This is a genomic window from Maritalea porphyrae (genome assembly GCF_030159895.1).
Classification (GTDB): domain Bacteria; phylum Pseudomonadota; class Alphaproteobacteria; order Rhizobiales; family Devosiaceae; genus Maritalea; species Maritalea porphyrae.
In genome coordinates this window covers 721,036-734,562 of record NZ_BSNI01000002.1, presented here as the reverse complement: position 1 = coordinate 734,562, position 13,527 = coordinate 721,036, and the positions used below count along the sequence as shown (strand labels likewise).

The following is a 13,527-nucleotide window of genomic DNA, read 5'->3' as shown; positions in this document are numbered from 1 at the left end:
CGATGTTGGAGATATTAGGACAATCACTGAAGCGAGCCTTTGTGGCTCGCTTTTTTGTCTGCAGCAGCAAGCAAATTGCCAAATGTTTTGGTCTAGCAAATTGGTACGATAAACGATGCGGAAGGTTATTGGTGGAGCCAGACGGGATCGAACCGACGACCTCTTCGCTGCCAGCGAAGCGCTCTCCCAGCTGAGCTATGGCCCCACAAAAGGTGATCAACGTGGTCAAATCACCTTGGGTTATGGTGGCGCAAATTAGTCACAACGCGATTGTGTTGCAAGAGGGAATTTGCGCCCCAAACAAATTTTATAGATCTTCGTCTTTTTCGACCGGAATGTCCAAACCGATTTCATCATCGTCGTCGTCAGTCTCAAGGAATGTGTTGTCATCCTCAGAAGAAATTGGCTCGTCATCATCATCCAGATCAACGTCCGGGAGATTGTCGATCACATCATCTTCTTCGTCATCTTCTGCGTCGTCGAGTGAAATGACTTCAGCGCCTGCAACAACTGCCGCTGCATCAGTTTCCACTTCATCTGTGGCAACCTCTGCGACGACTTTTTCTTCTTTGATTTCTGGTGCGTCAGCTACGACAAGTTTAAATTCAGCGCCACAGCTTGGGCACAGAATAGGATCTCTGTTCAAATCGTAAAATTTGGTCGCACAGCTTTGGCACTGGCGCTTGGTTCCGCGGTCTGCTTTGGCCACTATTCTTACCTCGTTGAAAACTTAATTTGTTGGCAGGTTGGGTACGTAACGATCCCCGCTCTGTCAAATGCAAAATTGCAAAAAACGTCAAACAAGCCGTTCCAACCATTGTCGAGGTGTAATTTTGCGTGTTAGATGCGCTCGCGCAACATCAAACAACCTAAGAAAACAACTTTTACATGTCTAACCAACTTTCTAGCCCCACCCCATTGGCAGCAATGCGGTCGAACGGGCTTAAGGGCTCTATTGCCATGCCTGGCGATAAGTCAATTTCTCACCGCGCTTTGATGTTTGGCGCCATGGCGGTGGGTGAAACCGTAATTTCTGGCTTGCTGGAAGGCGAAGATGTGCTGGCCACTGGCCGTGCAATGAGCCAGCTTGGAGCAAAAATCGAAAAACGTGGCGAACATTGGCACGTGAACGGCGTGGGTGTCGGTGGCTTTTTGGAGCCGAACGACCCGCTTGATTTTGGCAATGCAGGGACAGGTGTACGTCTGGCCATGGGCCTTGTTGGCACTTATGATTTTGTGTCGCGATATACTGGTGACGCTTCGCTTTGCTCACGACCAATGGGCCGCGTGCTTGAACCGTTAAAGTCAATCGGCGTGCAAGTGCTTGAGCACAATGACGGCAAATTGCCCGTCGCATTGCGCGGACCTTCCATGCCCGTTCCAATCACCTATCACACGCCAGTTGCGTCAGCACAGGTTAAAAGCTGCATCATGCTCGCGGGTTTGATCATTCCTGGGATTACAACGGTAATTGAGGATATTTTCACCCGCGACCATACGGAAAAAATGCTGACCGGTTTCGGCGCGCATGTGCAAGTGACAACCGCCGCGGATGGTCAACGCACCATCGAGGTTGAGGGTCTACCAGACTTGCGTGGCCAAGAAGTGCAAGTGCCCGGCGATCCAAGCTCGGCGGCGTTTCCGATGGTTGCAGCACTGATTGTGCCGGGTTCTGACGTCACCATTGAAAATGTCCTGATGAACCCTACCCGCACCGGTTTGCTAATCACCTTGCAAGAAATGGGTGGCAACATTGAAGTTCTCAATGAACGGGTTTCCGGTGGCGAAGATATCGCTGATATTCGCGTGAAATATTCCGAACTTAAAGGCGTCACCGTTCCACCAGAACGCGCAGCTTCAATGATTGATGAATATCCGGTGCTGGCAGTTGCAGCCGCATTTGCGGAAGGGGCAACCTACATGCCTGGCATTGAAGAGTTGCGGGTGAAGGAAAGTGATCGTTTGTCCGCCGTTGCTGATGGCTTAAAAGCCAACGGCGTTGAATGTATTGAAGGCGAGGACTTCCTAACCGTTGAAGGTGGCTCGGGCAAAGTTGAAGGTGGTGGACGGGTGAAAACTCACTTAGATCACCGCATCGCCATGTGCTTTTTGGTGATGGGCATGGCCGCGCAAAAAGATGTCTCGATTGACGATAGTACTATGATTGCGACGAGCTTCCCCACCTTTACACCTGAAATGACGCGCCTTGGCGCTGAGTTTGGTCGTCCGAACAATTAAGGATCGTTGAGAGATGTTGATAGCCGTTGATGGGCCTGCTGCTTCTGGAAAAGGCACAATTGCCAAACGTTTGGCAGCCCATTACGGCTTATCACACCTTGACACGGGGCTCCTATATCGCGGCGTCGGCCAACAAATGATGGGACGAGAAGCCGATGCCAACTTTGAATCTCGCGCCATTGATGTGGCAATGAGCCTTGATACAGGCAATCTAGATGAAGAGGCACTCTCCACCGCAGAAGTGGGCCTTGCCGCTTCAAAAGTGGCGCAAATTCCTGAGGTGCGCAAAGCGCTTAATCGCTTGCAACGAGAGTTCATGGAGCGAGATGGCGGGGCGATATTGGATGGCCGCGATATTGGCACCCGAATATGCCCGCAAGCCGATGTGAAATTATTCATTACCGCGAATGCAGACACGCGTGCACGCCGACGCACCGAGCAGCTTTTGACTCGGGGCTTGGATGTGACTTATGATGGCATTCTTGAACAGATTGAAAAGCGCGACAAGGACGACCGGGAAAACCCCGCAGGTGCTTTTTTTCAAGCGGCGGATGCCCACTTGCTAGATACGTCAAAATTGAGTATAGAAGCGGCGTTCCAAGCGGCTCTTGATATTGTTGAGCGCGTTACTGGATAAAGACCAGCATCTTTGATGCTTAATCCATGTCTTTTTCCTTTGAGCGCCAGAAGCAAACAAGAATGAGGCATTTAGGCTCAACTGTTCTTGGATAAATCGGTGTATCAGACGTTGAATGCGGACCCTTTACGTGCCGGATTTGTTGGTTTCAACAATCGGGGTTAAGCGCATTTGGTATTTGATGCTTTTTGAAACACAAAACAAAATACGGCACGACGATCGGAGTACGCATGACAGACACTGCTGTCACGATGGAAGATTTCGAAGCACTATTGTTCGAAAGCTTTGAGGTTAATGAACCTGCAGAAGGCCACGTTGTAAAAGGCAAAATTGTTGCGATTGAAAAAGATCTCGCAGTAATCGACGTGGGTCTAAAAACAGAAGGCCGCGTGCCTTTGAAAGAGTTTGGCGCAGCTGGCCGTGACGGCACGCTTGAAGTCGGCTCTGAAGTAGAAGTTTATGTTGATCGCGTTGAAAACGCGATGGGCGAAGCGGTTCTTTCACGCGAGAAAGCTCGCCGCGAAGAGAGCTGGGTTCGTCTTGAAGAACTCTTCAACAAAAACGAACGTGTTGATGGCATCATCTTTAACCAAGTTAAAGGTGGCTTCACTGTTGACCTTGATGGCGCAACAGCGTTCTTGCCACGTTCTCAGGTAGATATTCGCCCAATCCGCGATATCGCACCTTTGATGAACATCTCACAGCCATTCCAAATCCTGAAAATGGACAAGCGCCGCGGCAACATCGTTGTTTCTCGTCGTGCTGTATTGGAAGAGAGCCGTGCAGAGCAGCGTTCTGAAATTGTTGGCAAGTTGGAAGAAGGTCAAGTTGTTGATGGTGTTGTTAAGAACATCACTGACTACGGTGCCTTTGTTGACTTGGGCGGCATTGATGGCTTGTTGCACGTCACTGACATTGCATGGCGTCGCGTCAACCACCCTTCAGAAGTTCTTACAATTGGTGAGACCATCAAGGTTCAAATCATCCGCGTGAATATGGAAACACACCGTATTTCACTTGGCATGAAGCAGCTTGAAGCTGATCCTTGGGAAACAATTGGTCAGAAGTACCCACTTGAAAGCCGCTTTACTGGCCGCATCACAAACATCACCGATTACGGTGCATTTGTTGAACTTGAGCCAGGCATTGAAGGTTTGATCCACGTTTCAGAAATGAGCTGGACCAAGAAGAACGTTCACCCAGGTAAGATCGTTTCTACTTCGCAAGAAGTTGAAGTTAAGGTTCTTGAAGTTGATCCAGAGAAGCGTCGTATTTCTCTTGGCCTCAAGCAGTGCCTAGACAATCCTTGGGAAGCATTCGCAGCTAAGTACCCACAAGGTACTGAAGTTGAAGGCGAAGTTAAGAACAAAACTGAATTTGGTTTGTTCATTGGCCTTGAAGACGATGTTGATGGCATGGTTCACTTGTCTGACCTTGATTGGAACCGCCAGGGCGAAGAAGCTTTGGAAGACTACAATCGCGGTGACATGGTGAAAGCTGTTGTTCTGGATGTTGATATTGACAAAGAGCGTGTTTCTTTGGGCATCAAGCAACTTTCAGGCGACCCATTTGCTGAAGCAACTGACGGCATGCGCAAAGGTTCAATCGTTACAACAACTGTAACGCAAGTGAACGATGGCGGCATTGAAGTTCAGTTGGCTGAAGGCGACCAGTTGGCATTCATTAAACGCAACGACCTAAGCCGTGACCGTTCTGAGCAGCGCCCTGAGCGTTTCGCAGTTGGTGACAAGGTTGACGCGCGTGTGATCCAGTTCGACAAGAAAACTCGTCGCATCACATTGTCAATTAAAGCCCTTGAAATCGCAGAAGAGAAAGAAGCTGTGGCCCAGTATGGTTCAACAGATTCTGGCGCTTCACTTGGCGATATTCTTGGTGCAGCTTTGCAGCAGAACACACCTAACGACTAAGCAACATTTGCTTTGTTGAAAAATTCGGACCGCCCGGCAGTTTTGTCGGGCGGTTTTTTATTGGAAAGCGTCAAGTATACGCGCTTGATTTTCAACGAAAGCCCGCGCTTCAATTTGCCAATGACGTAAGTGCCCTTCATCCTTGAGCTTAATCGCTGTCTTTTCACCAAGTAGTTTGAACATTTCTTCAAAGCTGCTCATAAAACTGAGCACCTCGGCAACCATTGCAAGAAGCTCTTGGATGTCGATGCCCCCGTATGTGTCGCAGATCAAATGCAGTCTTGGACACCCAGCTGCCAATTCGGCATTGGTAAATTCAACCAGATCATCCGCCGCGAATGACAATGGTGTCAGCCAATAGGCCAAGTAGGCAATGTCGCGAATTCGCGGGCCAGGACCGCAAAGATCGTAGTCAATTATGCCAGCCAGCTGGCCATTCTTGACGATTAAATTGTAGGGGCCAAAATCATTGTGGCAGATGGTTTGATGGCGTGCTTGATCGGGATAGGAAAATTGCCAATCATGCTCGGCAACCAGAAGCTGTGCCGAAAGGTCGTGGAAGAGCTGCAGCGCTTCCACCGCTTGCAGTAAAATGGGCTGAGACAAAAAGGTTTGTCCGACCAGCGCATCTTCTCCTTCAATATATGAAAGCATTTCACGCCCGCTATCATTACGACCCAAAAAGTGCGGCGCGTACTTAAACCCCTTCCTTTGCAGCTCCAGCAATAGGGCTTCGACAGCTCTTGATCCCTTCATGGGATGACGATGGACAACATTGCCAATACGCCCAACTTGATTGGTGTTGCCGCCAGAAAGCGCAATTTCGTCTTGTGCCATCGGCGTTCCTTCTAACAGATAATGGGTGCAAAATGACATTAGAGATTGGCTTGCTCGCCTTGCCAAGCCAATTGTTTATCACTAGGACTTTGCTGAGTGATTTTTTGCGAATACGGAGCCGCAACGGTGAGTAACTCTTCCCAAACCGAGCAGATTGACAGTGTGATGGCCCAGCGCCAAATGCGGAGATCACGTCGCAATTGGCGGTTTGTCGCTTTTGTGGCGATCGCAATTGCGGTGATTGCCGTGCTTGGCAAGGCGCTGGGCGGTTTTTCCGAGCCGGTCAAAGAGAACCATATAGCGCGAGTGGTGATTGACGGCACAATCGCCTCGGACCCAACGCGACGCGCGATCTTGCATGATTTAGCGAAAGACGAGAACATCTCGGCGGTCATCGTACAAATCAACAGCCCGGGTGGCACCACTGCTGGCGGCGAGGAACTATATGAAGGCCTGATGCGTTTGCGCGAGGCGAAACCCGTTGTTTCAGTGATCAATGAACTCGGCGCCTCCGCAGCCTATATGACGGCAGTTGGTTCAGACCGGATTTATGCACGTCGTTTGTCCATCGTTGGTTCGATTGGCGTTTTGGTGATGCATTTGGATGCTTCAAAACTGTTTGAGACCATCGGGCTTGATTATGACAAGGTATCAACCGGTCCATTGAAGGCCGAGCCAGACATTGATGAGCCAATGGCTGATGATGTGCGTGCCAGCTACCAGTCTTTGGTTGATGATTCCTACGATTGGTTTGTCGACATTGTTGCTGATCGACGCGAGTTGGACCGTTCAGATGTGTTGCGCTTGGCCGATGGCCGCGTTCTGACGGGCCGTCAGGCGCTGGATGAAAAACTGATTGATGCGATTGGCGATGAGACAAACGCGATTGATTGGCTCAAAGACACCCATGACATTGACGAGCAGAAAGTGCGCACTTACTTCCCACTGCCTGAGAGCGATTGGGAAAAAGCGTTAGACCTTTTAGGCTCAAGTGCGACGAATATTTTGGGATCAGGGTTAAAAAGCGTAACAACGCTTGACGGTCTCGTGTCAGTTTGGCAACCTACCAAATAGCTAATTCCCGTGGTGTAACAGTGAATTAGTGATTTTTGGGAGGCCCAAGTGATTAAATCGGAACTTATTCAGCAACTCGCAGATGAAAATCCGCACCTGTTTCAACGGGACGTTGAGAATATTGTAAATACGATTATTGATGAAATTGGTGATGCATTGGCCGAAGGCGGACGCGCTGAATTGCGCGGCTTTGGCGCATTCTCAGTTAAGAACCGCCCTGCCCGCGTAGGTCGCAACCCACGCACCGGTGAGAAGGTGGAAGTTGAAGAAAAATTTGTGCCGCAATTTAAAGCCGGCAAAGAAATCCGCGAGCGGCTGAACAAGTAGTTTTGCCACTTGCTCGGCGCTTGTTTTGCAAGCGCCCTTACCGCTAGGAATATAAGATGATCAAACGCATGGTGATGTGGTTTGTATTGATACCGCTTGGCTTACTGCTGGCGGTTTTTGCATTGGCAAACCGACATATTGTTCAAGTTGGCATTGACCCAATTGCACCGCAGACGCCATTTTGGGGACCCGTAGAGCTACCGCTTTTTGTGGTTATTTATGTGGCGTTGTTGTGTGGGGTCATTCTTGGCGGCGTTGGCGGTTGGTTTAGTCAAGGCAAACACCGTAAAGCGGAACGACAATTGCGGCGCGAGTTGAACAAACAGCAAAGCGAACCCAAACCTCAACCAGCAGCGAAGACGGAAGATCCGCTGGCACTGTTGGAAACCGACCGCACCTAAGAAACGCTCTTTGATGAACACGAAGCTGATTGCCTGGGATGGCGAGATCAGCTTTGATGTGCATGTGGCATAAAGGCAGAATGACAATGCAACTTCAGATCAAGATTTGCGGCTTGAAGTCCAAAGAGATGGTCGACACCGCGATCAATGCAGGTGCCGATTTGATCGGGTTTGTGCATTTTGCTAAGAGCCCGCGGCATTTGGAATTAGATGCGATTGGCGAGTTGATCAACTATGTTGGCGCGCGCGCACAATCCGTCATTCTAACGGTGAATCCGACCGACGAAATGATTTCACAATATGACCAGTTGCGCCCACACTATATTCAGCTGCATGGCAGCGAGAGCGTTGATCGTGTCAATGAAATCAAAGAAAAAGCACATGCACGTTTGATTAAAGCGCTGCCTGTGGGTGATTTTGAAGACTTGGCAGCGGTTGGTCAATATCATCCACTTGTGGATTGGGTGCTTTTGGATGCCAAACCACCGAAAGATGCAACGCGACCGGGCGGCAATGGCGAGGTATTTGACTGGTCCATCCTCAAAGCGCTTGACCCCAACCTGCGCTTCATGCTTTCCGGTGGGCTAAATGTTGAAAATGTGGCAGATGCGGTTAAACAAGTCCAACCTGCGGCCATCGACGTATCTTCAGGCGTGGAACGCGCCAAAGGCGAAAAAGACGCGGAGAAAATCCGCCGGTTCATCTCGCAGGCAACCATTGCCAGCGTATGAACTACAAATCAGGAGCGACAAGAAATGTCTGGTGAAAACAGTTTGAGAATGGGTCCGGACGAACGCGGACGCTTTGGGCATTTCGGCGGTCGATTTGTTGCTGAAACTTTGATGCCGCTGATCCTTGAATTGGATGAAGCGTATAAGGCGGCAAAAGCCGATCCAGCATTCAAAGAAGAGTTTGACTATTTGCTCAAGCATTATGTGGGCCGACCCTCTCCGCTCTATTATGCTGAACGCATGACCGAACATTTGGGCGGCGCAAAGATTTATTTCAAACGCGACGAGCTTAACCACACTGGTTCGCACAAGATCAACAATTGTATTGGCCAAATCTTGCTGGCCAAACGCATGGGAAAGCCACGCATTATCGCTGAAACTGGTGCTGGCCAACATGGCGTTGCGACAGCAACTGTGTGCGCACGATTTGGCTTCCCTTGCACCATCTATATGGGCGCAAAAGACGTGGAGCGCCAGGCGCCAAACGTATTCCGGATGAAGTTGCTGGGTGCTGAGATTATCCCGGTGACCGCAGGGCAGGGCACGCTGAAAGATTCAATGAATGAAGCGTTGCGCGATTGGGTGACCAATGTCGACGACACTTACTATTTGATTGGCACCGCGGCTGGGCCGCACCCTTATCCTGAGATGGTGCGCGATTTCCAATCGATTATTGGCCAAGAAACCAAAGAGCAAATGCAAGAAGCCGAAGGGCGTTTGCCCGATATGCTGATTGCAGCAGTTGGTGGCGGTTCAAACGCCATTGGCTTATTCCACCCGTTCCTTGATGATCGCGATGTGCGTATTGTTGGTGTTGAAGCCGGTGGTAAAGGTTTGGACACAGACGAACACTGCGCATCACTGACTGCGGGAAGCCCAGGCGTGTTGCACGGCAACCGTACTTACTTGCTGCAAAACTATGATGGTCAAATTGACGAAGGCGCATCAATTTCCGCTGGCCTTGATTATCCAGGCATTGGGCCGGAACACTCGTTCTTGAAAGATAGTGGCCGTGTTGAATATGTGCCGATCAATGATGAAGAAGCACTGGCAGCGTTCCAATTGCTCACACGTCTTGAAGGCATTATTCCAGCGCTTGAGCCATCTCACGCTTTGGCTGAAGTGGTGAAGCGCGCGCCAACAATGGACAAAGACCAAATCATCGTGATGAACCTTTGTGGCCGTGGCGACAAAGATGTGTTCACCGCTGCCAAGCATTTGGGCGTTGACCTTAATAGCGACTAACCGACACTTTTTCGGCGCTTGATCGCCAGTTGAGGACTTTGAATTATGACACAACGAATGGACGCACGGTTTGCAGCACTAAAAGCAGAGAACCGCCCTGCATTTGTGACCTTTGTGATGGCAGGCGACCCGGACCTTGAAACCGCGCAACAAATTGTTGATGGATTGCCGGGCGCTGGCGCTGATGTGATTGAAATCGGCATGCCGTTTTCTGACCCTATGGCGGATGGTCCAGCCATTCAAGCAGCAGGTCAACGCGCGCTTGAAGCGGGTCAAGACATGGTCAAGACCCTCACTCTGGTGAAAAATTTTCGCAAAAAAGACGATGCGACGCCAATCGTTTTGATGGGCTACTACAACCCGATCTACATTTATGGCGTTGATAAATTCATCAAAGACGCATTGGATGCTGGCGTTGATGGTTTCATTATTGTGGACCTGCCACCAGAAGAAGATGAAGAGTTTTGCCTGCCGGCTATCGCGAAAGGCCTCAATTTCATCCGACTGGCCGCACCGACCACAGACGATGCACGCCTGCCCACTGTGCTGAGCAACACGTCAGGCTTTGTCTACTATGTGTCAATGACAGGAGTTACCGGCTCAGCCCTGTCAAACCCTACCGATATTGCCGATCAAGTGACCCGCATCAAAAACCATACCGACCTGCCTGTATGCGTGGGCTTTGGTATTAAAACAGCAGACGATGCAAAACGTATCGGCGCGGATGCAGATGGTGTTGTTGTGGGCTCAGCCTTGGTGCAAGCGGTAGAAAAAAGCTTGGAAAATGGTAAAGCCACGGCCAATACGGCACGTGCCGTCCATGAATTGGTGGCAGACATTGCCAAGGGCGTGCGGGCTGCACGATCTTAAAAAAGGCGAATTCTTGACTATATTTGGCTGATGCGCATCAAAAAGATGTGCGACATGCGGTCAAAAAGCTGCCTCGCCAAGAATGTGGAGTTGCAGTATAATGGACAAAAGACTATGCATGCGCGACTAAAACTTGCGCTGCAACAAAGTAAAGCAACACAGGAAGGCCTGATAGCTTCATGAACTGGATCAATTCAGTTGTTCGCCCAAAAATCCGCTCATTCTTGAACAAGCGGGAAAGCCCTGAAAACCTTTGGGTGAAGTGCCCACAGAGCGGCGAAATGGTGTTCTATCGCGATTTGGAAGCCAACCAATGGGTGGTACCAAATTCTGGTTTTCACATGAAAATCAAAGCCCGCGATCGCATGAAGGCGTTTTTGGACAATGGTGAATATACCGAGCACGAAGTGCCAGATGTTGCCCATGATCCACTAAAGTTCCGCGCCACAAAGAAATATGCCGACCAATTGCGCGACTATCGCGCCAAAACAGACATGAAAGATTGTGTGTTGCTGGCCAGCGGCAAACTGATTGGTCGCGATGTAACCGTGGGTGTGCAAGATTTTGACTTTGGTGGTGGCTCGCTGGGTATGGCGGCTGGTGCGACCATTGTTAAGGGCCTTGAAATGGCGGTGAAGAACAAGACGCCATTTATCCTGTTTACCGCTTCTGGTGGCGCGCGCATGCAAGAGGGCATGCTTTCTTTGATGCAGATGCCACGTACAACTGTTGCCGTGCAGCGTCTGCGTGAAGCTGGCTTGCCTTACATTGTTGTATTTACCGACCCAACAACCGGCGGCGTGACCGCATCTTACGCGATGCTTGGTGATGTGCATATTGCTGAGCCAAACGCATTGATCGGCTTTGCAGGACAACGCGTGATTGAGCAAACAATTCGCGAAAGCTTGCCAAAAGGGTTCCAGCGTTCTGAATATCTTTTAGAGCATGGCATGATCGATATGGTTGTGCACCGCCACAATCTACGCTCAACCATCGGCAAGTTGGTTGGCATGTTCATGAAATCACCGCTCAACGATATGGAACTGGCCGCGCCGAAAAAGAAAACCGTTCGCGACGCGATTGTTGAAGCCGAAGGTGCTGGCGATGATGCTGACAACGCACCAGCTGAAAACAGCGAAGATGTTGCACCTCCACCTGTAGCGCACGCAGAATAAAACGTGACGACCACCCAGGTGATTACGCAGCGCCTATTGGCGCTGCATCCCAAAAAGATGGACCTGTCCTTGGAACGACTGAACCGCTTGTTGGCACAGTTGGACCATCCCGAACGTCGGCTGCCCCCTGTCATTCATGTGGCAGGTACCAACGGCAAGGGCTCAACCATCGCCTTTATGCGTGCCATGCTGGAAGCAGCGGGCAAACGTGTTCACGTATATTCAAGCCCGCATTTGGTGCATTTCAGAGAGCGTTTTCGGTTGGCTGGGCAGTTTGTTGATGAGCAAATGCTCAACGAAACACTGGAACGCGTCGAGCGCATCAATGACGGGCAGCAAATCACGTTCTTTGAAATTACCACCGCGGTTGCATTTGAATTGTTCGCCCAAGTTGAAGCGGATTATGTGTTGCTTGAAACCGGTCTTGGTGGTCGATTGGACAGCACCAATGTTGTGCCCAACCCACTTGGGTGTGTAATCACCCCAATATCCATCGACCACGTACAGTTCTTAGGCAACACGGTTGAAAAAATCGCGTTCGAAAAAGCCGGGATATTGAAACCCGGCGCTAAAGCTGTTTTCTCTCGCCAGCCTCACGACGCAATGGATGTGCTTGAGAAACGCGCAGCAGAGCTGAGCATTACCCCCTTCATATGCGGTCAAGATTTTGATGGCTATCCGGAGCGAGACCGCTTCGTCTATCAAGATACTGAAGGCTTGGAAGATCTGCCAACGCCAAAACTTATCGGCATTCACCAGTTCGAAAACGCCACCACGGCCATTGCCGCCCTTAAGCATTTTGGCACAGGCGTAAGCTCTGAAGAAATTGCTAGAGGTCTGCAATCTGTAATTTGGCCCGCTCGTATGCAGCCATTGCCTGGCCTTTTGCAAGACAAGTTGGCGCAAGGCAGCGATCTCTGGCTTGATGGCGGGCACAATGTGGCTGGCGCGCAAGTATTGGCGCAGGGCTTGGGCGACCTAAACGACAAGCAATCCCGCCCCCTTACGCTCATTTTGGGCATGTTGGGCAACAAGGATGTTGAAGGCTATCTGAGCTGTTTTGAGGGTTTGGCTAAAAAAGTCATCACCGTGCCTGTGCCAGCTGATGATCTGACAACGAATGCGGGTACATCGCCACAAGATTTGGCAGAACTTGCTATTCAGCATGGTTTTGCCGCAACGCACGCGCCAAGTGTGCAGGATGCCTTGCAACTTGTGACGCGTGATGAACCTCAGCGCGTGGTGATTTGCGGCTCTTTATATCTCACCGGGGACGTTTTGGCCCAAAACAAAACGCCGCCACAATAGTTGCGGCGGCGTCTACAATTCCTAGCAATGCAAAACCTACCTTTAGGCTGCGTGACCCTCTAGCCATTTTACAAGTCCAACGTGGGACAATGTTGCACCGACCTTGATGTCTGCGACCTCGCCACCTTTGAAAAGCAGGTAGGTGGGCATATTGCGCACGCCATATTGGCTCATGGTCGAAGGGTTGTCGGCGCAGTTGAGCTTTACAAGCTTTACCTTGCCGTCCAAGTCGCCAGCGGCTTGCTCCAAAATGGGGTCCATAGCCTTGCAGGGCGCGCACCATTCTGCCCAGAAGTCGACAAGAACAGGCTGATCGCTTTGCAGAACTTCTGTGGCGAAATTGTTGTCGTTGACATCTTTGAGCATCATGGTGTCCTTTTGAAAAATCTAAGCCGCGTGGCCTTCAAGCCATTTTACGAGGCCCGCTTTTGGTTCGCCTGCGCCCACCTTCATGTCCGCAGCTTCGCCGCCTTTAAACAGGATCATGGTTGGGATAGAGCGAATGCCATACTGAGCGGCAATGTTTGGATTTTCATCCACATTGACTTTTACGATCTTAACTTTGCCCGCCATCTCGTTGGAAATCTCGTCCAAAACTGGCGCAATCGCTTTACATGGGCCACACCATTCTGCCCAGAAGTCGACCAAAACTGGCACATCAGCGCCAAGAACTTCGTCAGAGAATTGTGCTTCAGAAACTTGGGTGGTCATAGCCTGCCCCTTTCATTTGTTATATCTGTTGACCAGAAAGTAAGA

At 50.4% G+C, this 13,527-nt stretch carries 15 protein-coding genes and 1 tRNA gene; 11 read left to right on the top strand and 5 right to left on the bottom strand.

All coding sequences use genetic code 11. The annotated features are described in order from the left end of the window. Positions 1-129: 129 nt before the first annotated feature. Positions 130-205 (bottom strand) — tRNA-Ala (locus QQL65_RS07060). A 102-nt stretch (positions 206-307) separates the two neighbouring features. Continuing rightward, a complete protein-coding gene (locus QQL65_RS07055; RefSeq protein ID WP_284363119.1) occupies positions 308-709 on the bottom strand; it encodes a TIGR02300 family protein in 402 nt (133 codons plus the stop codon). Positions 710-888: 179 nt separating this feature from the next. On the opposite strand from QQL65_RS07055, the gene aroA reads away from it, so the two are divergent. From aroA to rpsA, 3 genes are all read left to right on the top strand, one after another. Beyond that, a complete protein-coding gene (aroA, locus tag QQL65_RS07050) occupies positions 889-2,238 on the top strand; it encodes a 3-phosphoshikimate 1-carboxyvinyltransferase (RefSeq protein WP_284363118.1) in 1,350 nt (449 codons plus the stop codon). 13 nt (positions 2,239-2,251) lie between these two features. Further along, on the top strand, positions 2,252-2,875 hold the full coding sequence (gene cmk, locus QQL65_RS07045) for a (d)CMP kinase (RefSeq protein WP_284363117.1): 624 nt from the start codon (positions 2,252-2,254) through the stop codon (positions 2,873-2,875). Positions 2,876-3,105: 230 nt separating this feature from the next. Then, positions 3,106-4,803 carry a 30S ribosomal protein S1 gene (rpsA, locus tag QQL65_RS07040; protein WP_284363115.1) on the top strand — a complete coding sequence of 566 codons (1,698 nt, stop codon included), beginning with the start codon at positions 3,106-3,108 and terminating at the stop codon, positions 4,801-4,803. 57 nt (positions 4,804-4,860) lie between these two features. On the opposite strand, the gene QQL65_RS07035 is transcribed toward rpsA, so the two are convergent. Continuing rightward, the gene (locus QQL65_RS07035) at positions 4,861-5,640 is read right to left on the bottom strand and encodes a phosphotransferase (RefSeq protein WP_284363114.1); all 780 of its coding nucleotides are present in this window, start codon (positions 5,638-5,640) and stop codon (positions 4,861-4,863) included. 126 nt (positions 5,641-5,766) lie between these two features. Here QQL65_RS07035 and sppA point away from each other — a divergent pair, with 126 nt between their 5' ends. The 8 genes from sppA to QQL65_RS06995 all read left to right on the top strand — a co-directional run bounded on the left by sppA (position 5,767) and on the right by QQL65_RS06995 (position 12,771). Further along, positions 5,767-6,714: a signal peptide peptidase SppA gene (sppA, locus tag QQL65_RS07030; RefSeq protein WP_284363113.1), complete on the top strand. Its 948-nt coding sequence runs from the start codon at positions 5,767-5,769 to the stop codon at positions 6,712-6,714. A 48-nt stretch (positions 6,715-6,762) separates the two neighbouring features. Then, the gene (locus tag QQL65_RS07025; RefSeq protein WP_269393143.1) at positions 6,763-7,041 is read left to right on the top strand and encodes an integration host factor subunit beta; all 279 of its coding nucleotides are present in this window, start codon (positions 6,763-6,765) and stop codon (positions 7,039-7,041) included. Between the two features lie 56 nt (positions 7,042-7,097). Then, the gene (locus tag QQL65_RS07020) at positions 7,098-7,442 is read left to right on the top strand and encodes a LapA family protein (protein ID WP_284363108.1); all 345 of its coding nucleotides are present in this window, start codon (positions 7,098-7,100) and stop codon (positions 7,440-7,442) included. 86 nt (positions 7,443-7,528) lie between these two features. Next, complete coding sequence (locus QQL65_RS07015; RefSeq protein ID WP_284363105.1) at positions 7,529-8,173, top strand: phosphoribosylanthranilate isomerase; 645 nt, start codon at positions 7,529-7,531, stop codon at positions 8,171-8,173. Between the two features lie 24 nt (positions 8,174-8,197). After that, complete coding sequence (trpB, locus tag QQL65_RS07010) at positions 8,198-9,418, top strand: tryptophan synthase subunit beta (protein WP_284363102.1); 1,221 nt, start codon at positions 8,198-8,200, stop codon at positions 9,416-9,418. 45 nt (positions 9,419-9,463) lie between these two features. Further along, positions 9,464-10,288 (top strand): tryptophan synthase subunit alpha, encoded by an 825-nt coding sequence (trpA, locus tag QQL65_RS07005; RefSeq protein WP_284363100.1) that lies wholly within the window; start codon positions 9,464-9,466, stop codon positions 10,286-10,288. Between the two features lie 179 nt (positions 10,289-10,467). Next, on the top strand, positions 10,468-11,463 hold the full coding sequence (gene accD, locus QQL65_RS07000) for an acetyl-CoA carboxylase, carboxyltransferase subunit beta (RefSeq protein ID WP_284363098.1): 996 nt from the start codon (positions 10,468-10,470) through the stop codon (positions 11,461-11,463). A gap of 3 nt (positions 11,464-11,466) precedes the next feature. Then, positions 11,467-12,771: a bifunctional folylpolyglutamate synthase/dihydrofolate synthase gene (locus QQL65_RS06995; RefSeq protein ID WP_284363096.1), complete on the top strand. Its 1,305-nt coding sequence runs from the start codon at positions 11,467-11,469 to the stop codon at positions 12,769-12,771. Between the two features lie 42 nt (positions 12,772-12,813). Here QQL65_RS06995 and trxA (QQL65_RS06990) read toward each other — a convergent pair whose 3' ends face one another. Next, the gene (trxA, locus tag QQL65_RS06990; RefSeq protein WP_284363094.1) at positions 12,814-13,137 is read right to left on the bottom strand and encodes a thioredoxin; all 324 of its coding nucleotides are present in this window, start codon (positions 13,135-13,137) and stop codon (positions 12,814-12,816) included. Positions 13,138-13,158: 21 nt separating this feature from the next. Then, positions 13,159-13,482 carry a thioredoxin gene (trxA, locus tag QQL65_RS06985; protein ID WP_284363092.1) on the bottom strand — a complete coding sequence of 108 codons (324 nt, stop codon included), beginning with the start codon at positions 13,480-13,482 and terminating at the stop codon, positions 13,159-13,161. Positions 13,483-13,527: the final 45 nt, after the last annotated feature.